General features: G+C 71.3%; 17 protein-coding genes and 1 tRNA gene. 13 read left to right on the forward strand and 5 right to left on the reverse strand.

The window, feature by feature from the left end:
* Positions 1-200: 200 nt before the first annotated feature.
* Both FE374_RS04135 and FE374_RS04140 read left to right on the forward strand, forming a co-directional pair.
* Complete coding sequence (locus tag FE374_RS04135) at positions 201-2,174, forward strand: ABC transporter ATP-binding protein (protein WP_139927375.1); 1,974 nt, start codon at positions 201-203, stop codon at positions 2,172-2,174.
* Positions 2,175-2,626: 452 nt separating this feature from the next.
* Positions 2,627-3,586, forward strand: coding sequence for a glycosyltransferase (locus FE374_RS04140; RefSeq protein WP_168205590.1), 960 nt, complete (start codon positions 2,627-2,629; stop codon positions 3,584-3,586).
* Positions 3,587-4,043: 457 nt separating this feature from the next.
* Here FE374_RS04140 and FE374_RS04145 read toward each other — a convergent pair whose 3' ends face one another.
* Complete coding sequence (locus tag FE374_RS04145) at positions 4,044-5,438, reverse strand: UDP-glucose dehydrogenase family protein (RefSeq protein ID WP_139927377.1); 1,395 nt, start codon at positions 5,436-5,438, stop codon at positions 4,044-4,046.
* A gap of 467 nt (positions 5,439-5,905) precedes the next feature.
* Between FE374_RS04145 and FE374_RS04150 the strand changes: the two genes are divergently transcribed.
* The 8 genes from FE374_RS04150 to FE374_RS04185 all read left to right on the forward strand — a co-directional run bounded on the left by FE374_RS04150 (position 5,906) and on the right by FE374_RS04185 (position 16,853).
* Positions 5,906-6,532: a DUF2231 domain-containing protein gene (locus FE374_RS04150; protein ID WP_139927378.1), complete on the forward strand. Its 627-nt coding sequence runs from the start codon at positions 5,906-5,908 to the stop codon at positions 6,530-6,532.
* A 221-nt stretch (positions 6,533-6,753) separates the two neighbouring features.
* Positions 6,754-7,449, forward strand: a complete 696-nt coding sequence (locus FE374_RS04155; RefSeq protein ID WP_230978444.1) for a NeuD/PglB/VioB family sugar acetyltransferase — start codon at positions 6,754-6,756, stop codon at positions 7,447-7,449.
* A 170-nt stretch (positions 7,450-7,619) separates the two neighbouring features.
* The gene (gene mfd, locus FE374_RS04160; protein WP_139927379.1) at positions 7,620-11,234 is read left to right on the forward strand and encodes a transcription-repair coupling factor; all 3,615 of its coding nucleotides are present in this window, start codon (positions 7,620-7,622) and stop codon (positions 11,232-11,234) included.
* A gap of 238 nt (positions 11,235-11,472) precedes the next feature.
* The gene (locus FE374_RS04165; RefSeq protein ID WP_139927380.1) at positions 11,473-12,828 is read left to right on the forward strand and encodes a sodium:proton antiporter; all 1,356 of its coding nucleotides are present in this window, start codon (positions 11,473-11,475) and stop codon (positions 12,826-12,828) included.
* A gap of 147 nt (positions 12,829-12,975) precedes the next feature.
* Complete coding sequence (locus FE374_RS04170) at positions 12,976-13,509, forward strand: SurA N-terminal domain-containing protein (protein ID WP_139927381.1); 534 nt, start codon at positions 12,976-12,978, stop codon at positions 13,507-13,509.
* Positions 13,510-13,758: 249 nt separating this feature from the next.
* Positions 13,759-15,039 (forward strand): phosphopyruvate hydratase, encoded by a 1,281-nt coding sequence (gene eno, locus FE374_RS04175; protein ID WP_139927382.1) that lies wholly within the window; start codon positions 13,759-13,761, stop codon positions 15,037-15,039.
* A 508-nt stretch (positions 15,040-15,547) separates the two neighbouring features.
* Positions 15,548-16,027, forward strand: coding sequence for an FtsB family cell division protein (locus FE374_RS19090; protein WP_168205591.1), 480 nt, complete (start codon positions 15,548-15,550; stop codon positions 16,025-16,027).
* 334 nt (positions 16,028-16,361) lie between these two features.
* Entirely contained in the window at positions 16,362-16,853 is a 492-nt protein-coding gene (locus FE374_RS04185; protein ID WP_139927384.1) for a DUF501 domain-containing protein, read from the forward strand.
* Between the two features lie 3 nt (positions 16,854-16,856).
* Here FE374_RS04185 and FE374_RS04190 read toward each other — a convergent pair whose 3' ends face one another.
* Complete coding sequence (locus tag FE374_RS04190; RefSeq protein ID WP_139927385.1) at positions 16,857-18,329, reverse strand: alpha/beta hydrolase; 1,473 nt, start codon at positions 18,327-18,329, stop codon at positions 16,857-16,859.
* 228 nt (positions 18,330-18,557) lie between these two features.
* Complete coding sequence (locus FE374_RS04195) at positions 18,558-19,022, reverse strand: aminoacyl-tRNA deacylase (protein WP_139927386.1); 465 nt, start codon at positions 19,020-19,022, stop codon at positions 18,558-18,560.
* Positions 19,023-19,109: 87 nt separating this feature from the next.
* On the opposite strand from FE374_RS04195, the gene FE374_RS04200 reads away from it, so the two are divergent.
* From FE374_RS04200 to FE374_RS04210, 3 genes are all read left to right on the forward strand, one after another.
* Positions 19,110-20,090 carry a Ppx/GppA phosphatase family protein gene (locus tag FE374_RS04200; RefSeq protein ID WP_230978445.1) on the forward strand — a complete coding sequence of 327 codons (981 nt, stop codon included), beginning with the start codon at positions 19,110-19,112 and terminating at the stop codon, positions 20,088-20,090.
* A gap of 147 nt (positions 20,091-20,237) precedes the next feature.
* Positions 20,238-20,314, forward strand: a tRNA-Leu gene (locus tag FE374_RS04205).
* A gap of 115 nt (positions 20,315-20,429) precedes the next feature.
* Complete coding sequence (locus tag FE374_RS04210; protein WP_139927388.1) at positions 20,430-21,947, forward strand: NAD(P)/FAD-dependent oxidoreductase; 1,518 nt, start codon at positions 20,430-20,432, stop codon at positions 21,945-21,947.
* A 101-nt stretch (positions 21,948-22,048) separates the two neighbouring features.
* Here the strand turns inward: FE374_RS04210 and FE374_RS04215 are convergent, their stop codons facing one another.
* Positions 22,049-22,774, reverse strand: coding sequence for a response regulator (locus FE374_RS04215; protein WP_139927389.1), 726 nt, complete (start codon positions 22,772-22,774; stop codon positions 22,049-22,051).
* Positions 22,771-24,177, reverse strand: coding sequence for a sensor histidine kinase (locus FE374_RS04220; protein WP_139927390.1), 1,407 nt, complete (start codon positions 24,175-24,177; stop codon positions 22,771-22,773). Before FE374_RS04220 ends, FE374_RS04215 begins: the two co-directional genes overlap by 4 nt.
* Positions 24,178-24,189 lie beyond the last annotated feature (12 nt).

The following is a 24,189-nucleotide window of genomic DNA, read 5'->3' on the forward strand; positions in this document are numbered from 1 at the left end:
CACCGGTGTAAGTTCCTCCGTGTCCTCATTGGCGCCACCTGTGCCGTAGCGTCGGGGAGCAGAGGAGCGCGCGGGCCCGTGCGCCGTCGGCAAGATGGCGATCGACACGTGGCCTTGCAGAGCGGCGGGACCTCCCCGTCCGGCTCGGAAGACCCGAGAACGGCTGCATACTGAGGGGAGCCGAGGAAGGACGCACCGCGATGAGCATCGGTGGCATGGGCGGCCACATGGGGGGCCCTGGCGGGTTCGGACGAACCCTGCGTCAGGACTCCTCCGTCAAGGACCATCGGCTCGCCCCCGGCACCACCCGCCGAATCGTGGAGTACGCCCGGCCCTACCGCTTCCAAGTTGCCGTCTTCCTGGTGCTCATCGTGGTCGCGGCGCTGCTGGTCGTGGCGACCCCGCTGCTGCTCCAGCGCATCATCGACGACGGCGTGAGCCACGGTGACCGACGGCTCGTGGTCGTCCTGGCCTCGCTCGTGGCGCTGGTCGCCGTGGCCGAGGCGGTCCTGACCCTTGTACAGCGCTGGTTCTCCGCCCGCATAGGTGAAGGGCTGATCTACGACCTGCGCACCGACGTATTCGCCCACGTCCAGGCGCAGTCGATCGCGTTCTTCACGCGAAGCCAGACCGGATCACTGGTCACGCGATTGAACTCGGACGTGATCGGCGCCCAGCGTGCGTTTACCTCGACCCTGTCCGGGGTGGTCTCCAACGTCATCTCCGTGGCGGTGGTCCTCGGCACGATGATGGTGCTGTCATGGCAAATCACGCTGGTCGCGCTGCTCGTGGTGCCATTGTTGCTGCTGCCGGCACGCCGCGTGGGCCGTCGCCTTGCCGGGCTCAACCGCCGTGGCATGGAGCTGAACGCGGAGCTCGGCAACCGCATGACCGAGCGGTTCAACGTGGCCGGTGCCCTGCTTGTCAAGCTCTTCGGCACGCCTGAGCGCGAGCAGAGTGAGTTCGCGGAGAAGGCCGCGGGCGTGCGCGACATCGGGATCAAGACCGCCATGAGCAGTCGTGTTTTCTTCGCCGTACTCGGCGCGATGGCGTCCCTGGCGACCGCTCTCGTCTACGGCGTCGGTGGCTGGCTCGCTATCGATGGCGCTGTCACGATCGGCACGCTCGTCGCCTTCGCCGGCCTGCTGGGACGGCTTTACGGTCCGGTTACCGCCCTGAGCAACGTCCAGGTCGATGTCATGAGCGCGCTGGTCAGCTTCGAGCGTGTCTTCGAGGTGCTGGACTTGAAACCGCTCATCAGCGTCGCCCCGGGCGCCGTGGACCTGCCCGACGGTCCGCTGTCGGTCGAGCTCGAGGACGTCCGCTTCGTCTACCCCGGCGCCGGGGAAGTCTCGCTCGCGTCCTTGGAGGGGTTGCCCGCCGCGGGCGACGAGAACGGCGTTGACGGCGGCAGCGGCCGACGGGCCACGGCCGGCGATGGTGGTCTTCGTGACGGTCGCGCGCGGCGGACCACGGCCGGTGCGGAGGAGGTGCTCAAGGGCATCTCCTTGCGTGTCCAGCCCGGGACCATGCTCGCCCTAGTCGGGCCGTCCGGCGCCGGGAAGACGACGTTGTCGACCCTCGTGGCTCGCCTCTACGACCCCACCTCCGGAACGGTACGCGTGGGCGGGCTGGACGTGCGCACCGTCCGAGAGGCGAGTCTGCACGAGGCGGTCGGTGTTGTCACCCAGGATGCTCATCTCTTCCACGACACAGTCAGGGCCAATCTCCTTTATGGACGCCCGGACGCAACAGAGGCGGAGCTGTATACCGCCTTACGCGCTGCGCACATAGAGCCGCTCGTCGAGCGGCTGCCCGAAGGTCTGGACACCGTTGTCGGCGACCGTGGTCACCGTCTCTCTGGCGGGGAGAAGCAGCGGGTGGCTATCGCCCGGCTATTGCTGCGGTCCCCGCGCGTGGTGGTGCTCGACGAGGCCACGGCGCATCTTGACTCGGAGTCCGAGGCCGCAGTACAGCTAGCGCTCGACTCCGCGATGGTGGGGCGCACCTCGATCGTCATCGCGCACCGTCTCTCCACGGTGCGGAAGGCACGCGCGATCGTTGTCTTGGACGCCGGTCGAGTGGTCGAGCGTGGGACGCACGCGGAGCTGCTCTCTGCCGGTGGGCTGTATGCCGATCTCTACGAGACGCAGTTCGCCCGCCAGGACGCCTGAGGGAAGCACAGCCGAAACCGCAGAGGCTTCTGCTCCACGGGGCGCGGGCTATGCCCTCTCGCTGCGGTGGGCTCCGCTGGGTGTGTGCGACGAGCGAATGCGGTGTGCACACTTCCGGCGCCTTGGCGGATCGCCGGTCTTACACATTCGGGATGGCGCTACAGCCCGTGAGGGTGACCCGTGTGGGCCCCTTGTCACCTCCAGCTCACCCCGGCAAGTCACGGTCGCCCGGACCTCACCTTTCGGACGCCTTTTGTTTCATGCGCGCTTCGCCCCGAAATTGCCCCGGACCCACGTGCCGTCAAGAGCACGATGGAGCCAGCCGCAGGCGTACGACGGCGCATCAGCTCCGCCGCTCACCAGTGGATTCCCGGGTGCGGCGTGCTCGGGAAGGCGCACCGGGAGGGAACGACGTGTTGGTACAGCGAAAGACTGCACCCGAGGGCCGGACCTTGCTGGTCGCGTCCACAGGCGGGCACCTCGAACAGCTCTGGCGCTTGCGTCGCCGGTTCGAGCCCGCCGCGGGAGAGGTTGAATGGGTAACTTTCGACGACGCACAGGCAGGTTCGCTTCTGGCCGGCGAGACGGTGCACCTGGTCCCGTACATACCGCCCCGCGGGTACACGCGCGTGGCCCGTGCCCTGCCCACAGCGTTCCGACTCCTCGGTTCTGGCCGGTTCGACCGCGTCGTCAGCACCGGCGCCGGCATCGCGCTTTCCTTCATTCCGGTGGCGCAGCTGCTGCGCGTCGAAACTCACTACGTCGAGAGCTCCGCCCGCGCGGCCGGGCCCAGCCTCACGGGGAAGCTCGTTGCGCACCTGCCCGCCGTCCACCTGTATGCGCAGTACCCAGCGTGGGCGGCGGGACGCTGGCAGTACGAGGGCTCCTTGTTCGACGGCTACAGCGCGGTACCAGGAGGGAACAAACGCGCCGCTTGGGCTCGGCGCGTGGTGGTCACACTGGGAACTATGCGCACCTATGGGTTCCGCCGTGCCGTCGAGCACCTGCAGCGTGTGCTCCCCGAGGTCCTCGCCCCTGATGCAGAGGTGCTTTGGCAGGTCGGCATCACGGATGTCTCCGGGCTGGGCATCCAGGCGCGCGCGGACGTGCCCGCCGCCGAGCTGCACGCCGCCATCGCGGAGGCCGACCTGGTGATCGCACACGCCGGAATCGGGTCCTGTCTCACAGCGCTCGATGCCGGACAGTGTCCGGTGCTCTTGGCACGGCGTCACGACCTCGGCGAGCATGTCGACAACCACCAGCAGATGATCGCCAACGAGCTTGACCGGCGCGGGCTTGCGGTCTCCCGGGAGCCGGAACACCTAAGTCCTGACGACCTGCGCGCTGCCATGGCGACATCCATCGAAAGCATGCACAGCCCACGGCCGTTCCATCTGGCCCCAGCGAACTAATTGCCGCGAACCTGGGTCTGTCGTGAGGTACCGGGCTTCGACGGCGCGCGCTTGCGGCTCACCGGCCTCGATTGCCATCGCACCGTCTTCCGTGCTGTCGATCAACGCCGCGGAACGTGCTTGCGGCAGCCGGTAGCTAACGACCACATAGCCTGACCCCATCCGCGCCCTCGCGACCCTGAGCGTCCGAGCGTCCGAGCGCGAGAAGCGGTGCTTGCGTCGGGACCGCTCACGTTCGGGATACCGGTCTGGGCCGGCCATGGCAGTTCAGGGGCAGGGTCGCACCGCCGCCCGAACGGTCTGGCGAACGCACCTTGCAGCGTGGCGGCCATGATCGGCCCTCGACGTTCAGAGTCCGCCGCCGCCGTAGCTGGAGGCGTCGCCGGCGATGCGACGACGCGGCCCCGGGAACAACGGTTCGCCCCCATTCACAGCGTCGGTGAGATCGAGGACCTGCCTAGGGTGAGGTGGGCGAGACCCCCTGGGCGGCCAAGGCCGCGTGGACTTCCACCCCCGGCTGCTGGACCGCTGTTCCACGGCCGAGGGCTCGGTAGGTCCACCCCGCAGCTCGCCACGTGAAGGGATCCAGGACGTTGCGACCGTCGATGATCCGCCTGCCGGAGACGAGCCGACCGAAGGCGACTGGGTCGAGCTCCCGGTACTGGCGCCATTCGGTGAGCAGGAGCACCACGTCGGCGCCGGCGGCGGCATCCTCCGCGGAGGAGGCGAAGGACAGGGTGGGCCAGGCAAGCTGTGCGTTGGCGATGGCCTCAGGGTCGGTAACCACGACGTGGGCACCCTGGAGCTGCATCTGCGCGGCGACGTTGAGGGCTGGGGAGTCGCGTACATCATCGGAGTCGGGCTTGAACGCGGCGCCGAGCACCGCGACCCTGCGGCCGACGATGGAGCCCCCACACACCTCCCGGGCGAGGTCGACCATGCGCACACGGCGACGCATGTTGATGGAGTCCACTTCCCGCAGGAAGCTCAGCGCCTGGTCAACACCCAACTCACCAGCGCGGGCCATGAATGCGCGGATGTCCTTCGGCAAGCAGCCGCCGCCGAAGCCAAGCCCGGCGTTGAGAAACTTCCGGCCGATACGAGAATCGTAACCAATGGCGTCGGCAAGCTGCGTGACATCCGCTCCGGTGGCTTCGCACAGTTCGGCCATAGCGTTGATAAACGAAATCTTTGTGGCCAGGAACGAGTTCGCAGCAACCTTCACCAGTTCGGCTGTTGTGTAATCGGTGACGACCTTGGGGATGTGCTCTGCCAGCGGAGTGGCATAGACCTCGTCCAAGATCTTCTCGGCTCGGACGCCGGCAGCACTGCCTGGCCCGCCGGGTATCCCGTAAACAATTCGGTCCGGGTGCAATGTGTCCTTGACGGCGTAGCCTTCTCGCAGGAACTCCGGATTCCAGGCGAGCATAGCTTCCGCTTGTGCACCCGTGACGAGTCCCGCGAGGCGATGAGCCGTACCGACGGGCACGGTGGACTTCCCTGCGACCAGACTACCGGCCCTGAGGTACGGCAGTAGCCCGGTAATTGCAGCATCGACGAAGCGCAGGTCCGCGGCATACTCGCCGCGCTTCTGGGGTGTCCCGACGCACACGAAATGTACCTGCGCCTCCGCCGCGGCGGCGATCTCCGTGGTGAAGACGAGCCGGCCGGTGGTGACGGTCTCGCGAAGCAACTCGGGGAGCCCGGGCTCGTAGAACGGCGCTTCGCCGAGGGCCAGTGCCTGCACCTTGGCGGCATCCGTGTCGATGCCGATGACATCGTGGCCTAGCTTGGCCATCGAGGCGGCGTGCACTGCGCCGAGGTACCCGCAACCAATCACCGAGATACGCATAGTGCTCCTCACATGCTGGGCCTGTGGGCATGCTGCCATCACGTCATGGGGCCAGGTGCAGTTTCAGTGGGCGATAGTTCGCCTGAATGCGCGCTCGGCACGGGCCACCGTGGTGGCGACCGGGATACGCCGTCGAGCGCGACTGGCGTGCGGTTTGCACTGTTCTCCGCGATCGTTGGCCGGAGGTCATCCTCTTCACGTACGGCCCTCCACCGTCCGGAGGGGAGACTGATCGCCGTGATCGGCGCTGGACGGCTGGTCGAGCGGGTGCTCCGAATAAGACGACGCTGTCCACCATGATCGCCCCGCTGCTCGACCACCCGCCCGGAAGGGAGCCACGAGTGGCTCGACGGCCCGGGACTGCCGCCGCGGCCAGCGGCCGAAACCCTCGAATTTTGCGTTCTGCGCTCCGATAATCTCGAACCTGTTTCCATCCGTACACACCTACGGAACCGTGAGGAGGAGCCATGAGCGACCTGTTCGACCTGGTGACGGGCCTGCCCGTGCACGCGCTCGTCGTGCACGCCGTCGTCGTCCTCCTGCCGCTCGTGGTGGCGGGCACCATCGCCGTCGCCCTGATTCCGCGCTGGCGGCGCCCGTACGCGCCCGTCGTCGCGCTCCTGGCCACCGCGGCCACCGCGATCATCCCCGTCGCCACCCAGAGCGGTCTCGCGCTCATGCGGCGGGTCGGTCCGCCCGCAGGCGCCCACCAGACTCTCGGTCAGCAGCTCATCTGGTTCGCCCTGCCGTTGACCGTGCTGCTCTGGGCCCTGGTCATCGCCGACGTCCGCAGCCGCCGCGTGACCGATCGCGTCGGGCAGCGCCAACCGGTCGGGGCCCAGGTGCCCGCCGCGTCGAACGGCGGCGGCAGCCGCCTCACCACCGCTCAGGCCGCCACGTCTGTGCACAACGGCGGCTCGCACACCCCCGCCGCGGGCCCCGCCCGGGTCACCAACGTGATCGCCGTGCTGGCCCTGATTGCCGCGCTCGCGACGGGGTTCCAGGTGTTCCGGGTCGGTGACAGCGGCGCACGCTCGGTGTGGGGCGACGTCGGCACGGGGGGCGGTGCACCCCACACCTCCCAGGCGCAGTAGCGCCGCGAGGTCCGCTGCCGGGCGGGTGGGGGCGGCCCCCCGCCCGTCCGCGCAGCATGCGCCGCGAACGTCCGGGCGTCCATACCCGTCGACCGCTCCGGTCCCGCGCCCTATCGTGTCCCTCATCGCCACGATGTCGTGGCCGCGGGGCACCAACCTCGTGGGCGCCTTCCGGCACCCATAGTGGCGGCATAGCCCCCGCAGGCCCGGGGGAGGGACGCATGGTCGACCGCCGCAACCGCGCGACCATGCGCGTGCCACCACCGAGCAAGCGTCCGCTCCTCCTCGTCGGCTCCAACGGCATGGCCACCGAGGTCCTCGACGCTGTCCGGGCCGCCGGCACCCACGAGCCGGCCGGGTTCCTCGACGACGACGCCGACCGCCACGGCACGTGGCTCGACGGCCTGCCGGTGCTCGGTGGGCTCGACGCGGCCGCCCTTCACCCGGACGCCGAGCTGGTCCTGTGCGCGGCCCGCGGCGGCGCCCGCGCATCGCTGGCGGCCCGCCTCGCCACCGCCGGCGTCGAGGACACCCGGTTCGCCGTGGTCCGCCACCCCAGCGTCGACGTCCCGCGCGGCTGCACACCCGGCCCCGGCACGGTGCTCCTCGCCCACGTGGCGCTCGCAGGCGACGTGCGGATCGGCCGGCACGTCATGGTCATGCCGAACGTCACCCTGCACCACGGCGCAGTCCTGGAGGACTTCGTGACCCTCGCCGCCGGGGTGAGCCTCGGCGCGCGGGTGCACGTGGGGCGATGGGCCTACGTGGGCATGAACGCCAGCGTGCGGGAGCGGGTGCGCGTCGGCGCCGACGCCGTGCTCGGGATGGGCGCCGCCGCCGTGCGCGACGTCCCGGCAAGAGAGACCTGGGCCGGGGTGCCCGCCGAGGTCCTGCGCACCTGGGTGGAGCCCTGGTGATCTCCCGCCCGCCACGTGTGCCAGCCCCGCCGCGGCCTTAGACTCCTTCCCGGACCCCGCCCCGATCCCGGACGCGGGGCTCGCGTGCTGCCCGCCTCAGCGCGCGCAGGGTCACGCCCGGCGCGCGAGGACGACGGCGCACCCCGTCCGCCGTCGTCCCCGAAGGACCCATGAAGCTCACCGGACTGCTGCCCCTGCTGCGTACCGACCCGGCCGTCGCCAACGCCACCGCCCTGGCGCGCGAGGCGGTCCTCGCGCCCGAGGTCACCATCACCGCCCCCATGGGTGTCCGCGCCCCGCTGCTCGCCGAGCTCTCCGCGGGGGAGCGTGGCCGCCCGGTCGTCCTCATCACGGCCACCGGCCGCGAGGCCGACGAGGCCGCCACCGCGCTGCGCGACTACCTGCCCGACGATGACGTCGCCGTCTTCCCGGCGTGGGAGACCCTGCCGCACGAGCGGCTGTCCCCGCGCAGCGACACGGTCGCCAAGCGCCTCGCGGTGCTGCGCCGCCTCGCCCATCCCACTGCCGACGGCGGGCAGTCCGGTGAGATCCAGGTGCTCGTCATGCCGGTGCGCGCCCTGCTGCAGCCGGTGGTTCAGGGCCTGGGCGAGTTCGAGCCGGTCGCCCTGGAGGTGGGCCAGGAGGTCGACCTCGAGCAGGTCGCCGCCGACCTCGCCGCCGCGGCCTACACCCGCGTGGACATGGTCGAGCGGCGGGGCGAGTTCGCGGTGCGCGGCGGCCTCCTCGACGTCTTCCCGCCTACCGAGAACCACCCCATGCGCATCGAGTTCTGGGGCGACACCGTCGAGGAGATCCGCTGGTTCGCCGTCGCGGACCAGCGCTCCCTCGAGCTGGCCGACCACGGGCTGTGGGCGCCGCCGTGCCGTGAGCTGCTGCTGACCGAGCAGGTCCGCTCCCGCGCGCTGACCCTGGTCGAGGACCTGCCCGGCGCCGCGGACATGCTCGAGAAGATGGGCCAGGGCATCGCCGTGGAGGGCATGGAGTCCTTGGCCCCGGCGCTGGTGGACGGCATGCAGCCGGTCCTCGACCTCGTCCCGGACCACACCCTGGTGGTCCTTGCCGACCCCGAGAAGGTCCGCCGCCGCGCCCACGACCTGGTCGCCACCACCGAGGAGTTCCTCGCGGCCGCCTGGGCCTCCGCCGCCCAGGGCGGCAAGACCCCGCTCGACCTGCGCGCCGCGTCCTTCGCCGCCCTCGCCGAGGCCCGCGCCCTGGCCCTGACCCGCTCGCTGGGCTGGTGGTCGGTCGGCTCCCTGCCCACCGACGCCGAGCTGGCCCAGTTCGAGCAGGAGTCCGACGGCGGAGCCTCCGCCGACCGTCGCCTCACCCTCGCCGCCCGCGACGTCGAGCGGTACAACGGCGACGTCGAGCGCGCCCTGAAGGACCTCGCGGCCCTCGTCCATGAGGGCTGGCGCCTCGTGCTGACCACCGAGGGTCCCGGTCCGGGCCGCCGTATGGCCGAGCAGCTCACCGCCGCGGACGTGCCCGCCCGGGTGGTCGAGGACATCACCCAGGATCTGCCGTCGTCCGTGGTGCTGGTGACCACGGCGAGCAGCGGCCGCAGCTTCGTCGCACCCGACCTCAAGCTCGCCGTGATCACCGAGGCCGACATCACCGGCCGCGCCGGCACCTCCACCCGGGACATGCGGCGCATGCCCTCCCGGCGCCGCAACGTCGTCGACCCGCTCGCGCTGCGCCCCGGGGACTACGTGGTCCACGAGCAGCACGGCGTCGGCCGCTTCGTCGAGCTGGTCCAGCGCACCGTGGGAACGGGCACGGACGCCACCACCCGGGAGTACCTGGTTATCGAATACGCGTCGTCCAAGCGAGGCCAGCCCGGCGACCGGCTCTTCGTCCCCACCGACTCCCTGGACCAGGTCACCAAGTACACCGGCGGCGAGGCACCCACGCTGAGCAAGATGGGCGGCTCGGACTGGTCCAAGACCAAGGCGAGCGCCAAGAAGGCGGTCAAGAAGATCGCCGCGGAGCTCATCCGCCTCTACGCCGCCCGGATGGCCTCCAAGGGCCACGCCTTCGGTCCCGACACCCCCTGGCAGCGCGAGCTGGAGGACGCCTTCCCGCACCAGGAGACCCCCGACCAGGTCATCACCATCGACGAGGTCAAGGCCGACATGGAGAAGCCGACCCCGATGGACCGCCTCATCAGCGGCGACGTCGGCTACGGCAAGACTGAGATCGCGGTGCGGGCCGCGTTCAAGGCGGTCCAGGACGGCAAGCAGGTGGCCGTCCTCGTGCCCACCACGCTGCTGGTCCAGCAGCACCTGGACACCTTCTCCGAGCGGTACGCCGGCTTCCCCGTCACCGTCAAGGCCCTGTCCCGGTTCCAGTCCGACGCCGAGGCGACGGCCGTGCGCGACGGCGTCAGCAAGGGCACGGTCGACGTGGTCATCGGCACCCACCGCCTGCTCACCGGGGAGGTCCGGTTCAAGGACCTCGGCCTGGTGATCGTCGACGAGGAGCAGCGCTTCGGCGTCGAGCACAAGGAGACGCTCAAGCAGCTGCGCACCAACGTCGACGTGCTCGCGATGTCCGCCACCCCCATCCCGCGCACCCTGGAGATGGCCATCACCGGCATCCGGGAGATGTCCACCCTGGCCACCCCGCCGGAGGAGCGCCACCCCGTGCTCACGTTCGTCGGCGCCTACGAGGAGAAGCAGGCGGCCGCCGCCATCCGGCGCGAGCTGCTGCGCGAGGGCCAGGTGTTCTTCGTGCACAACCGGGTCAGCTCGATCAACAAGGCCGCCGCCCGGATCCTGGAGCTGGTGCCGGAGGCGCGGGTCGCCGTCGCGCACGGGAAGATGGGCGAGCACCAGCTGGAGAAAGTGATCCAGGACTTCTGGGACAAGGAGTTCGACGTGCTGGTCTGCACCACGATCGTGGAGACCGGCCTGGACATCTCCAACGCCAACACCCTCATCGTCGACCGCGCCGACCAGCTCGGGCTGTCCCAGCTGCATCAGCTGCGCGGGCGCGTGGGCCGCGGCCGGGAACGCGCCTACTCCTACTTCTTCTACCCGCCGGAGAAGCCGCTGACCGAGACCGCGCACGACCGCCTCGCCACCATCGCCGCGCACACCGACCTCGGCTCCGGCATCCAGGTGGCGATGAAGGACCTGCAGATCCGGGGCGCCGGCAACCTCCTCGGCGGGGAGCAGTCCGGCCACATCGCGGGGGTCGGCTTCGACCTGTACGTGCGGATGGTCTCCGACGCCGTCGCGGAGTTCCGCGGCGAGACGGAGGTGGAGAAGGCCGACGTGAAGATCGAGCTACCGGTCGACGCCCACGTGCCGCACGACTACATCGCCCACGAACGGCTCCGGCTGGAGGCCTACGCAAAGATCGCGGGCGCCGGGGACGAGCCCTCCATCGCCGCCATCCGCGAGGAGCTGACCGACCGGTACGGGCCGGTGCCCGAGCCGGTCGAGCGGCTCTTCGCCGTGGCCGCGTTGCGCGAGAAGGCCCGCGGGGTGGGGCTGAGCGACATCACCGCCCAGGGCAAGTACGTGCGCCTCGCTCCTGTCGAGCTGCCCGAGTCCGCTCAGCTGCGGCTCAAGCGGCTGTATCCGGGCACGGTGCTGAAGCCGGCGGTGCGCACGATCCTCGTCCCGTACCCGATGACGGCGAAGCTCGGCGGCAAGCCGTTGCGCGACGTCGCGCTCATGGACTGGGTGGTGCAGCTGCTCGACGCCGTCCTGAAGGACTCCGTGGCCGCGGCGGCCAAGGTGGGCGCCGGCGTCGGGTAACCGCCAAGCCCCTCAGTGGCGACCCCCTCAGTGGCGACATGTCAACTCCTCCGCGACATGTCATTGGCTCCCGGCCCCGCGACCGCCGCCCGCGCGGCAACAAAGGGAAACGCGTGCGGGCAACCCCGGGCGCACCGGTTACGGTCGACGGCGGGCCGCGGGAACGTCCACGTCGTCGCCGCACGGCGCGCCACGCCGTCGTGCCCGAGACCGCACTTGACCGAGAGGTACTGGACACATGGAGCTCGGCACGCAGCTGCCGCTGTGGAGCATCATCCCGTTCGTCGGGATGCTGCTGTCCATCGCGATCATCCCCCTGGTGAACGGGCACTGGTGGGAGAAGCACATGTGGAAGGTCAGCGCCTTCTGGGCGCTCGCGTTCTTCGTGCCGTTCCTGGTCGGCTTCGGCGTCCAGCTCGCCGTGGGCCACGGGCTGGAGGTGATCCTGCTCGACTACGTGCCGTTCATCATCCTCATCCTGGGCCTGTTCACCGTGTCCGGCGGCATCGTGATCCGCGGCTCGCTGTCGGGCACCCCGAAGGTCAACGTCGTCCTGCTGCTCATCGGCACGCTGCTGGCCAGCTGGATCGGGACCACCGGGGCGGCGATGGTGATGATCCGCCCGCTGCTGCGCGCCAACGCCTGGCGCAAGCACCGAGTCCACCAGGTCGTCTTCTTCATCTTCCTCGTCGCCAACATCGGTGGCTCGCTGACCCCGATCGGCGACCCGCCGCTGTTCCTCGGCTTCCTGCGCGGCGTGCCGTTCTTCTGGACGATGAAGCTGCTGCCGATGATGCTGCTCAACGTCGCGGTGCTGATCGTGGTGTTCTACCTCCTCGACTCCTACTTCATGCGCAAGGAGGGCCCGCACCCGGAGAGCACAGGGGAGAAGGTCCGCGTCGAGGGCCTGCACAACATCGTCTTCCTGCTCGCCATCGTCGGTGCGGTCATCCTCTCCGGCGTCCTGCCGGGCACCGCCGCCTTCACCGATCCCGCCACCGGGGACCCGCGCGGCCTGACCCTCATGGACTCCGCCGTGGCCCACGTGGCAATCCCGTACGTCAACCTTCTCCGTGACGCGATCATCCTCGCGGCCGCCTTCCTGGCCTACCGCACCACCAACGCGCGGCTGCGCACCGCCAACGGGTTCGGCTGGGGGCCGATCCAGGAGGTGGCCATCCTCTTCGCGGGCATCTTCGTGACGATGATCCCGGCGCTGGCGATCCTGCAGGCGCGCGGCAGCGAGCTGGGCCTGACGAGCCCGGCGGAGTTCTTCTGGGCGACCGGTGGGCTGTCCAGCTTCCTCGACAACGCCCCCACCTACCTCGTCTTCATGACCACCGCGGCGTCCCTCGGCGCGACGGCGGGGGTCGAGACCACGCTGGGCATCATCGACGAGCAGCTGCTGATGGCGGTCTCGGCCGGCGCGGTGTTCATGGGGGCGAACACCTACATCGGGAACGCGCCGAACTTCATGGTGCGCTCCATCGCGGTGGAGTCCGAGGTACGGATGCCCAGCTTCCTGGGCTACATGAAGTGGTCGATCAGCATCCTCATCCCGCTGTTCGTCGTCGACACCCTCATCTTCTTCTGATGCCCGACGGCGGGCCTCGTCTCGCGCGGTCGACCCGGCCGTCGGACCCACCGGTGTCGGTCCGCCGCCCGGCAGCCCCTACCATGGGGGGTGGTTTTAGCCAGCATCCCGGGGCACACGCTCCGGGAGATCTTCGGAGGTTCACGGGTGGCCATCGCGCACCGGAAGTTCGTCAGCGCCGTCGTCCTGCTCACCGCGGCCGCTCTCGCCGGCTGCTCAGCCCAGCCGGGCACCGCGGCGGTCATCAACGGCACGAAGATCACCGAGGGGGAGCTCGACGACGCGACCCTGGAGTTCGGTGACCTCACCGGCCAGCCGCCCCAGCCGTCCGTCGTGCTCAACACGCTGCTCGCGGCGGAGGTCTTCCCCAGCATCGCCGCCGAGCACGGCCTCGCCCTGAGCGACCAGCAGGTCACCCAGCGCCTGGAGGAGCAGGCCGTGCTCCAGGGGGCCGAGGTCCCGGTGGACGGGTACTCCCCGGCGTTCATCGACCTGGGCCACTACCTCTTCAGTGCCACCGACGCCCAGGCCCACCCGGAGGCGGCGGCGATCTTCCAGGAGTTCACGACGGCGATGGGCGAGGCGGACATCGAGGTCAACCCCCGTTACGGGCAGGTGGAGGACAGCGGCGAGATCGTGCCGTCCCAGCACGACTGGCTCGTCACCCCCGACGCGGGCTGAGACCCCACCCTCTGCCCGGCACGCAGGCTGGCCGGCCGCCGACGGTCTCGGTGGCCGGCCGTCGTCGTCCCAGCGGGCCGGCCATCGTCGTCCCTGCGGGTGTCACGCACATCACCCCACTGCGCGTGGCGATGCTCACAACAGCCCCCGGAGGGCCTCCCAGGGGCGATTGGTCCCTCGCTGACCCGGAATGCCCGTACTACCGTGGGCGGGTACGCCGAGACCCATCACCCAATTAAAGGAGTACCTGTGGCCAGCATCGAGGCCGTTGGCGCCCGCGAGATCCTTGACTCGCGCGGCAACCCCACCGTCGAGGTCGAGGTCGCGCTCGAGGACGGCACCGTCGCGCGCGCGGCGGTCCCCTCCGGCGCGTCGACCGGCGCGTTCGAGGCCGTCGAGCGCCGTGACGGCGACAAGTCCCGCTACCTGGGCAAGGGCGTGCAGAACGCCGTCGACGCCGTCATCGACACCATCGCCCCCGAGATCCTCGGGATCGACGCCACCGAGCAGCGCATCATCGACCAGACCCTGATCGACCTGGACGGCTCCGCCAACAAGGGCAAGCTGGGCGCCAACGCCATCCTGGGCGTCTCCCTCGCCGTCGCGAAGGCCGCCGCCGAGTCCGCCGGGCTGCCGCTCTTCCGCTACGTGGGTGGCCCCAACGCCTACCTGCTGCCCGTGCCGATGATGAACATCCTCAACGGCGGCTCCCACGCGGACTCCAACGTCGACATCCAGGAGTTCATGGTCGCCCCGGTCGGCGCCCCGAACTTCAAGGAGGCGCTGCGCTGGGGCGCGGAGACCTACCACTCGCTGAAGTCCGTGCTGAAGGCCCGCGGCCTGGCCACCGGCCTGGGCGACGAGGGCGGCTTCGCCCCGAACCTGGAGTCCAACCGCGCGGCCCTGGACCTCATCCTCGAGGCCATCGAGAAGGCCGGCTTCAAGCCGGGCGAGGACATGGCCCTTGCCCTGGACGTCGCCGCCACCGAGTTCTTCTCCGAGGGCGCCTACCAGTTCGAGGGCAAGGCGACCACGCCCGCCGAGATGATCGCCTACTACGAGGGCCTCGTCGCCGACTACCCGCTGGTCTCCATCGAGGACCCGCTGAGCGAGGACGAGTGGGACAGCTGGTCCCAGCTCGTCGCCGCCGTCGGTGAGCGCACCCAGATCGTCGGCGACGACCTGTTCGTCACCAACCCCGAGCGCCTCGCCAAGGGCATCGAGCTCAAGGCCGCCAACTCCCTGCTGGTCAAGCTCAACCAGATCGGCTCGCTGACCGAGACGCTCGACGCCGTCACCCTGGCCCAGCGCAACGGCTTCACCGCGATGGTCTCCCACCGCTCCGGCGAGACCGAGGACACCACCATCGCCGACCTCTCCGTGGCCACCAACGCCGGCCAGATCAAGACCGGCGCCCCGGCCCGCGGCGAGCGCATCAACAAGTACAACCAGCTCCTGCGCATCGAGGAGGAGCTCGACGACGCCGCGGTCTACGCCGGTCGCAGCGCCTTCCCGCGCGCCGCGAAGTAACGACGCGAGGCGGGTCTTCGGCTGAGCCGCAGAACCGCCATCCGCGGGATCTCCGGGAGCCGCGGGGCGTGCGCAACTCACGCCCCGCGGCTCCCGCCGTCCGTGCCCGCCATGGGAGACGATGGGGCCCATGAGCGCCCGCCGACCCGCCGCACCCCGCCCGGGGAGCGCCGGAGCGCGGCCGGCCCACGGCGGAGGCAAGCCGGTTCAGGGCGGTGGCGGCAGGCCCAGGACGACGGCGACCGGCGGCCAGTCCCGCACGTCCGGGGGCCAGCCCAAGACGGCCCCCGGCCAGCCCAAGACCGCCCCCGGCCCGAGCAAGACACCCGCCTCGCGCCCGGCTGCCAGCGGCGGCAGGCCCGGTGCGAGCCCCCGACCGGCCACCAACGGGCGGACGACGGCTCCCCGCACCTCGGGGCGACGCCCGGCCGGTCAGCCGGCACGCTCGACCGCGCCGCGCGCCGGCACGCGCGGCCCGGCAGGCACCGGCCCGGCGCGGTCACGCCGCGTGGTGAGCTTCGGCGGTGACGACGGCGCCCCGAGCCCGACCATCACGCTGCGCGCGCTCGGGATCTTCCTGGTGGCGCTGGTCGCGTTCGCGGTCCTCGCGCCGACGCTGCGTTTCTCGGTGGCTCAGCAGGAGCAGCTGCGCCAGCTGAACGCCCGCGTCGCCGCGGCCAGCGAGCGCAACGCCGACCTCGAGGCGCAGCTGGCGTTGTGGCAGGACCCGCAGTACGTCCAGGCCCAGGCGCGGGACCGGCTGGGCTTCGTGATGCCGGGCGAGACGCCCTACGTGGTCATCGACCCCGAGACCGTCACCGGCGGGCTCAGCGAGGCCGAGATCGAGGCCGAGGAGCGTGAGGAGGCGCGGATCGCGGCGACTCCGTGGTACCTCCACGTGTGGGACTCGGTGCAGGTGGCGGGGGAGTCCGCCACCGGCGAGGAAGACCCCTCCGGCCTCACCGTGCCGGCGCCCGCCTCCGGCTGACCCACGCCACCCCCTTCCCGCCCGCGAGATGTCAACTTCTCCGCGAGATGTCATACATGGGCTGGGGCCGGACGCCCCCGCATCCAGCCGGGGAACCGGCGGACAGCTCCGCCGAACCGCGGGCTGCGTCTTGGCCGACATGGCATATCGTTCCGAGAGGATTCTGAGGCGGGGCAGACGCGCCGGCGATGACATCTGGTCCGAAAGTGCTCGCGACATCGGACCGCACAAAAGACGCGCGAGCATTTTCAGCCCTGGTCAGCCGCCCTGTAGGGACGGCTGTGACTCGCGGAGAAGATGACATCTCGCGCGGGGGAACTGACATCGGAGAGCCGTGGACACGACCGTGACCGACCGCGACCTGGAGGTGCTCGAGGAGCAGCTCGGCCGGGTGCCGCGCGGCGTCGTCGCCGTCGCCGCGCGCTGCGTGTGCGGCCGGCCCACCGTGGTGCGCACCGCGCCGCGCCTGGACGACGGCACCCCCTTCCCGACGTCGTACTACCTCACCTGCCCGCCGGCGGTGAAGGCGGCCAGCACCCTCGAGGCGCAGCAGGTCATGCAGGGCATGAACGAGCGCCTGGCCACCGACCCGGACCTGGCGGCCGCCTACCGACGCGCGCACGAGGACTACCTGACCCGCCGCGCCGAGCTCGGCGAGGTGCCGGAGATCGCCGGCGTCTCCGCCGGCGGCATGCCCACCCGCGTGAAGTGCCTGCACGCGCTGCTCGGCCATACCCTGGCCGTGGGCGAGGGCGTCAACCCGTTCGGCGACGAGACGCTGCGCCTCCTCGAGGGCGTCTGGAGCCCGCTGCGCTGCTCCTGCTGAGCGTCAGTCACAGACCTCCCGCTCCGGGACGGTGAGGTCGACGAGGAACGCGTCGACCGCTTCCCGCGCGCACGCCGAGGTGTAGTACGAGGTGTGGCCGTCGCCCTCGCGGGTGAGCAGGTGGCTGCCCGAGATCTGCGCGGCGAGGCTGTGTGCCCACTTGTACGGCACCGAGGGGTCGTACGTGGCGTGGACGATGAGCGTCGGGACCCCTGTCACGTCGAGCAGCCGGGGCGGGTTGGCGGCCTCGAGCGGCCAGCCGATGCACAGGTTGACCTGCCACGTCTCCGAGGCGCCCTGCAGGTGCGGCGCCGTCTGCTTGCCCAGCTGGATGCGTTGGCGCATCTCCTCGTAGGTCCCGACCTGCGGGACGTACTCCATGCAGCCGATGCCCGCCTGCGCGAACAGGCCGGTCTGCGGCTCCCCACCAGGCACCGCGAACGCGGAGGCGTCGCCGGCCAGCGTCGCCGCGAGCGCGCGGGACAGCCCGGCCCAGGACACGTCAGGACCGTAGATCGACGGCTCCTTGAACGTCAGCCGACCGATGGTCCCCGTGCGGATGTCCTCCCCCCGCACGGCGTGCAGCGCACCCTCGACCGGGATGGGGGCGGCGTCCGCCGCCGCGACGAGCTCGTCGTAGACGGCGGCCACGTCCTGGCCACGCAGGGCACAGGTGTCGGACGTGCCGCACCACTCGGCGAACCGGTTGAACGAGTCCTCGGCAGCGCGCATCTCGTCGGCCACCTGGACCACCTCGGGCAGGCTGTGCTCGAGCGCGGCGTCGAGCGCCAGCGCGCGGGTGCGGTCGGGGAAGAGCTGCGCGTAGTTCGCACCGACCTGGGTGCCGTAGGAGATGCCCAGCCAGCTGACCTCTTCGACGTCGAGGGCCCGGCGAAGGGCCTCGTGGTCCCGGGCGACGCTGACCGTGTCGAGGTGCCCGAGGAGGGCGCCGGTCTCCTCCAGGCAGCTCTCCCCGACGGCCCGGTTGTGGGCGACCAGAGCGTCGAACTGCTCTTCCGTGCGCGGCCACAGCGTCGTCTCCGGCGTCAGCACGGGCAGCCCGCACCGCACCGGCGTGCTGGCGCCGACGCCGCGCGGGTCCATGGCCACGATGTCGAACCTGGCCCGCAGGGCCGGGGAGAAGATCTCCTCGGCGGCTATCACGTAGCCGACGCCCCCGTCGCCCGGTCCACCCGGGTTGTAGAACAAGGTGCCCACCCGGTGGTCCGGGTCGTCGGCGGGACGGCGGGCGACCGCGAGGTCGATCTGCTCGCCGTGCCGGTCGTGCCAGTCCACCGGGACGTGCAAGGTGGCGCACTCGGCCACCGCGGCGTCGGGGCACGGCGCCCAGTCCAGGGCGCTCGGCGCGACGCCGCCGGCCGCGCTGGCCGCGCCGCCGAGGGGGAGGGCGACCAGGGCGACCGTGGCCGCCAGGAACGCTCCGCGTACGGGCCGTGAGAGCGGGCGCATGCGCATGGTCTTCCTCCTCGACGGAGTGAGACAGGCGCGGGGACGAGGCTCGGACCGAGCCGGAGAGGCGCATCGCGCCGTCGCATCGACTATCCGCGCCACCGGTGGCGCGGGTCAAGACGGCGCGCACCCCCGGGTGGCCGGCCGTCGTCCCCACCGAATCCCCCTGCGGGCACCCTCTTGCCCCCGGCCCGGGGGGTGATGTCCCCCTCGTGGAGTCGGTGTCTCGGAGCGTCAGTCCTCCGGCTCGGTCACGTCGGCGACCTGGGCACCCAGGGCGTCGATCAGCTGGTCGGCCCGCACGGTGGCCGCCACACCGTGCGCGCCGGCCCCGATGGAGACGGTGCCGGTCACCGTGGCGTCGGCGATCACGGGCCACTCCGTCGTCGCCCCGAAGGGGGTGATCGTGCCGCGCTCGTACCCGGTCACGTCCTTCGCGGTGGCCGCGTCCGGCATGGAGATCCGGTTGACGCCCAGCAGGGCACGGAGCTTCGGCCAGGAGATGGTGCGGCCGCCCGGTACCAGCACGAACAGATAGTCGTCCTCGCTGCGGCGCACCACGATCGACTTGACGATGGCCGACGGCGGCACCCCGCGGGCGGCGGCAGCCTCCTCCAACGACCCCACACGGCCATGGCGGGTCACGGTGAAGTCGATCCCCGAGTGCTCCAGCGCGTGGAGGGCGCTCTGCTCGCTCATGCGGCTCAGCCTAGAAGGCCGGTGCCGGCGCGGAGTCCACCGCCCTCCGCGCTGACCGTGTCAGTGGGCCGTGGCAGGGTTGTCCCCGTGACTCGGGTAGCTGCCATCGACTGTGGGACCAACTCCATCCGCCTGCTCATCGCCGACGTCGGCGCCGGCGCGGGCGGTGCCCCGCGGCTGACCGACGTCGTGCGCCGCATGGAGATCGTCCGGCTGGGCCAGGGCGTGGACCGGAGCGGCCGGCTGGACCCGGTGGCACTGGCCCGCACGCTCGACGCCGCGCGGGAGTACGCGCGGGTCTGCGAACAGCACGGCGTCGAGCGCATCCGCTTCGTCGCCACCTCCGCCACGCGGGACGCCGAGAACCGCCAGGACTTCGTCGACGGCGTCCGCGCCGCCCTCGGCGTCGAGCCCGAGGTGGTGTCCGGTGCGGAGGAGGCGGCCCTGAGCTTCGCCGGTGCGGCGAGCGTTCTCGACCCGAGTGCCCATCCGGGCCCGTACCTGGTGGTCGACATCGGAGGGGGCTCCACCGAGCTCGTGCTGGGCCAGCGCCAGCCGCACGCCGCGTGGTCGATGGACGTCGGGTGCGTGCGCCTGACCGAGCGGCACCTTCACGGCGACCCGCCCACCGCGGCCGAGGAGGAGGCCGCGCGCGCCGACGTGCGCACCATGCTCGACGCCGCCGGCGCGCAGGTCCCGCTCGGCGCCGCTCGCACCCTGATCGGGCTGGCCGGCTCGGTCACCACCGTCACCGCGCACGCGCTCGACCTGCCGGCCTACGACCCCGCTGCCATCGACGGCGCCACCCTCTCCGTGGCCGATGCGCTGGCCTCGTGCCGGGCGTTGCTGCACGCCACCCGCGCCGAGCGGGCCGCCATGGGGTTCATGCACCCCGGGCGGGTCGACGTCATCGGCGCGGGCGCGCTCGTGTGGTCCGAGGTGGTCACCCGGGTGCGTGAAGAGGTCGCCGCCCAGGGCGGTGCCCTGACCACCGTCGTGACCAGCGAGCACGACATCCTCGACGGCATCGCCCTGTCGATCGGCGCCGGGGCGCCCACAGGCGACTGACGCCACACGTTCCGCGGTCATATCGGGGCCCACGCCGGCTGGCTGTCTCTCCGGCGCACACGCCAGGTGCGCCGCCCCCATGCCGCCGTGCGGCAGGATGGCGACGTGCGGAGGGGCCGGGCCTCGTCGTCGTGCCCAGGTGCCGCCGCCCCCATAGCCCAACTGGCAGAGGCAGCCGGCTTAAACCCGGCCGAGTACGGGTTCGAATCCCGTTGGGGGCACCAGGAAATCGTGAGCACGCCGCCGATCTGACGGAACGTCATCACGTGGTGCTTATCACTGGGCATTTCGCCCCATCTCGCCTAGATCGGTCGGAGCTGCGTACCTACGATGGGCCGCATGGCTTCCATCCTCCGCTCCCTCGCCGTGACCACGACCGCGGCCGCCCTGGCCGGTGCCGGCGCCTACGCGGCGAAGACCCTCGCGGCCCGATCGGAGGAGAACCTGCGGCCGGTGCAGTCCACCCGCACCCCGCGCATCCTCGTCGCCGGTGGCGGGTACATCGGCCTCTACACCGCCACCACGCTGCGCAAGCAGCTGGGCCGGGCCGACGCGGAGATCGCCGTCGTGGACCCGCGGCCGTACATGACCTACCAGCCGTTCCTGCCCGAGGCCGCCGCCGGGTCCATCGAGCCGCGCCACGTGGTGACCTCGCTGCGCCGGGAGCTGCGCGGCGCCACCGTCATCACCGGCAACATCACCGAGATCCGGCACGCAGAGCGCAAGGCCGTCATCAAGCCCCTCACCGACGACCCGGCCTACGAGGTCACCTACGACCACCTCGTCGTCGGTCTGGGCTCCATCGCCCGCACCCTGCCGATCCCGGGTCTGAAAGAGAACGCCATCGGCTTCAAGCACATCGAGGAAGCCACGGTGCTGCGCAACCGGGTCCTCAACAAGCTGGCGACGGCGGCCTCCACCTGGGACGCCGACGAGCGCAAACGGATGCTCACCTTCGTCTTCGTGGGCGGGGGCTTCGCGGGCATCGAGGCGATCGGCGAGGTCGAGGACATGGCTCGCGCCGCCACCAAGGAGTACGACTCCATCGAGCCCGAGGACCTGCGCTTCGTCATCGTCGAGGGCGCCGGGCGTATCCTGCCCGAGCTCGGCGAGGAGCTGGGCGGGTATGCCATCGAGCAGCTGCGCGAGCGCGGCGTGGAGATCCACCTGAACACGTTCCTCAACTCGTGCGTGGACGGCAAGATCGAGCTCTCCGACGGCACGTCCTTCGACGCGGACACGATCGTGTGGACCGCCGGCGTCAAGCCCAACCCGGTCCTGGCCAACACGGACCTGCCGCTCGACGAGCGCGGGCGCGTACGCACGGACGCCACCCTGCGCGTGGTCAACGAGGACGGTTCCGTGGTCGACGGGGCCTGGGCCGCCGGGGACAACGCCGGAGTGCCCGACCTGACCAAGGGCCCAGGTGCCACCACCGCCCCCACCGCCCAGCACGCCGTCCGCCAGGGCAAGCACCTTGGCAAGAACCTCGCGCTCGTGCTGCGAGGCGAGGAGCCGGCGGAGTACCGGCACGAGGACATCGGCACGGTCGCCTCGCTCGGCCTGTACAAGGGCGTCGCGCAGATCAAGGGCATCAAGTTCCGCGGCCCGCTCGCATGGTTCATGCACCGCAGCTACCACGTGCTGGCCATGCCCTCGATGGAGCGCAAGGTCCGCATCCTCGTCGACTGGACAGAGGCGCTGTTCTTCCGCCGCGAGCTGGTCTCCCTCTCCGCGCTGCAGAACCCGCGCGCGGCCTGGGAGGCTGCCGCCGCGTCGGGCAAGAAGCCCGCGCCCGGCCCGGGGGACGCGGCCCCGGCCCTCGCCGGCGGCAAGCAGCCTTCCGGCAAGCAGTAACAGGCTCCTCTCACACGCGAACGGCGCCGGACCAGTGCGGTCCGGCGCCGTCCGCGTCACGGAGCGGCGGGCCCGGCGCCGTCAGTCTCCCGGCGGGGCGTTCAGCCCGGCCGAACCAACCCGGTCTCGTAGGCGAGCACGACGGCCTGGACCCGGTCGCGCAGGTCGAGCTTGCCGAGCACGTTGCCCACGTGCGTCTTGACGGTGGTCTCCGAGACGAACAGCCGGCCGGCGATCTCGGCGTTGGACAGTCCCTCGGCCACCAGCGTGAGGACCTCCAGCTCCCGGGCGGTCAGTCGCGCCAGCCTGGGGTCCGGTCCACCTGGTGCGCCCTCGCCGCCGGCTCCGGTGGGCAGGTGCGAGCCGAAGAGCTCGAGCATGCGGCGAGTGACGCGGGGAGAGACGACGGCGTCGCCGCTCGCCACGGTCCGGATCGCCTGCACCAGGTCGGCCGGCCGGGTGTCCTTGAGCAGGAACCCGCTCGCCCCGGCCCGCAGGCCGTCGAAGGCGTACTCGTCGACGTCGAACGTGGTGAGGATGAGGACGCGGCTGTCCGGGTGGGCCTTGACGATCTGCTCGGTGGCCTCGAGCCCGTTCATGCCGGGCATGCGCACGTCCATGAGCACCACGTCGGGGCGCAGCGCGCCCGCCATCTGGACCGCGCTCGCGCCGTCGGCCGCCTCGCCGACCACCTCGAGGCCGTCCTCGGCCTCGAGCACCATGCGGAAGCCCATGCGCAGCAGCGCCTGGTCGTCCGCGAGCAGCACCCGGATGGCGGTGGTCGCTCCACTACTGGTGCCGGCTCCCACCACGGTGCTCTCGGTCATCTCGTCTCCTCGTCCCATCGCAGCTGCGCGCGCACCCGCCAGCCGGTCTCCGTCGGCCCGGCCTCAACGGTGCCGCCGTACACGGCCGCGCGTTCACGCATCCCGATCAGCCCCTTCCCGCCGCCCTGGACGGCGGTGCCGGCGCTTCCGGCGTCATTGTCCACCACGATGCCCACGGATCGGGGCGTCCTGGCGATGGTGACGTCGATGCGCGGCGACAGCCGGGCGTAGCGCAGCACATTCGTCAGGCACTCCTGCACGATGCGGTACACCGCAAGCTGCAGCCCGGTGTCGCCGGGCAGCGGCGGGCCGGACTCGGCCAGCCGGACCGGCAGGCCCGTCACCCGGAACCGCTGCACCAGGTCGGCGACGTCGTGCGCGCCTGGCTGGGGTGCCAGGGGGTCGGCGGTCGCGGCGGTCGAGGGGACGGCGGGGGGGTGGTCCTCGCGGAGCACCCCGACCATGCGGCGGGTGTCGGCGAGGGCGCGGCGGCCGGTGTCGGCGAGCTCGTCCAGGGCCAGGCGGGCCTGCTCGGGTCGGCGTTCCATGGCCGCGGAGGCACCTTCGGCAAGGGTGATCATCACCGCGATGGAGTGCGCGACGACATCGTGCATCTCGCGGGCGATGCGGGTGCGCTCGGTGCTCACCGCGATCTGCTCACGCTGGTCGCGCTCCAGGGCGAGCTGGCGGGCGCGTTCTTCGAGCTCGAACAGCCGGGTGCGCCGTGAGCGGACCTGCAGCCCGATCAGGGTGGCGACCAGGAGCACACCGGTGCAGCCCAAGAGCTCACCCAGCCACGAGCGCTGGTCGGCGAACACGAAGATCGCCGCGGCCACCGCGGCGCCGACGCCGCTGAACGTGAGCCAGGTGACGGTCCGGTTCCGGTAGGCGGCGACGGCGTAGAGCAGCAGCGCCAGGGTCAGCAGGTCGTAACCGGCGACCGAGGTCGTGCCGACCTCGAGCTGGACGTTGCCGGAGAAGATGTCCCCCGGTGCCGGGTCGCGCGCGGTGCCCAGGACGAGGAGCCGGTGCAGCGGCACGGCGAGGCCCACCACCGTGATCCCGATGACCGGGATGTGCCGACGCAGCAGCACGAGGACGGTGAACGCGGCGGTGAGGATCAGGCCGCTCGGCGGCCGGACCATCCCCAGGTGCCGCTCGACGAGGAAGTCCCCGACGGACAACAGGACGTAGACGGCGGCGATCAGGCCGTCCAGCCACCACGGGTGGCGGCGCAGCAGCCGGGTGATCGGCCCGGTGCGCAGGACGACCGGGTCGGGGACGACCGCGCCGTCGGGCACGACGACGCCGCCAGGGATGAGCGGACCGTCGGGCACGACGACGCCGTCGTGCGCCGCAGGGAGAACCTGGGACGCACGACGGCGGGACCGGCCGGTGAGCATTCGGGTGATCCT

This window comes from Georgenia yuyongxinii (genome assembly GCF_006352065.1).
GTDB lineage: Bacteria > Actinomycetota > Actinomycetes > Actinomycetales > Actinomycetaceae > Georgenia > Georgenia yuyongxinii.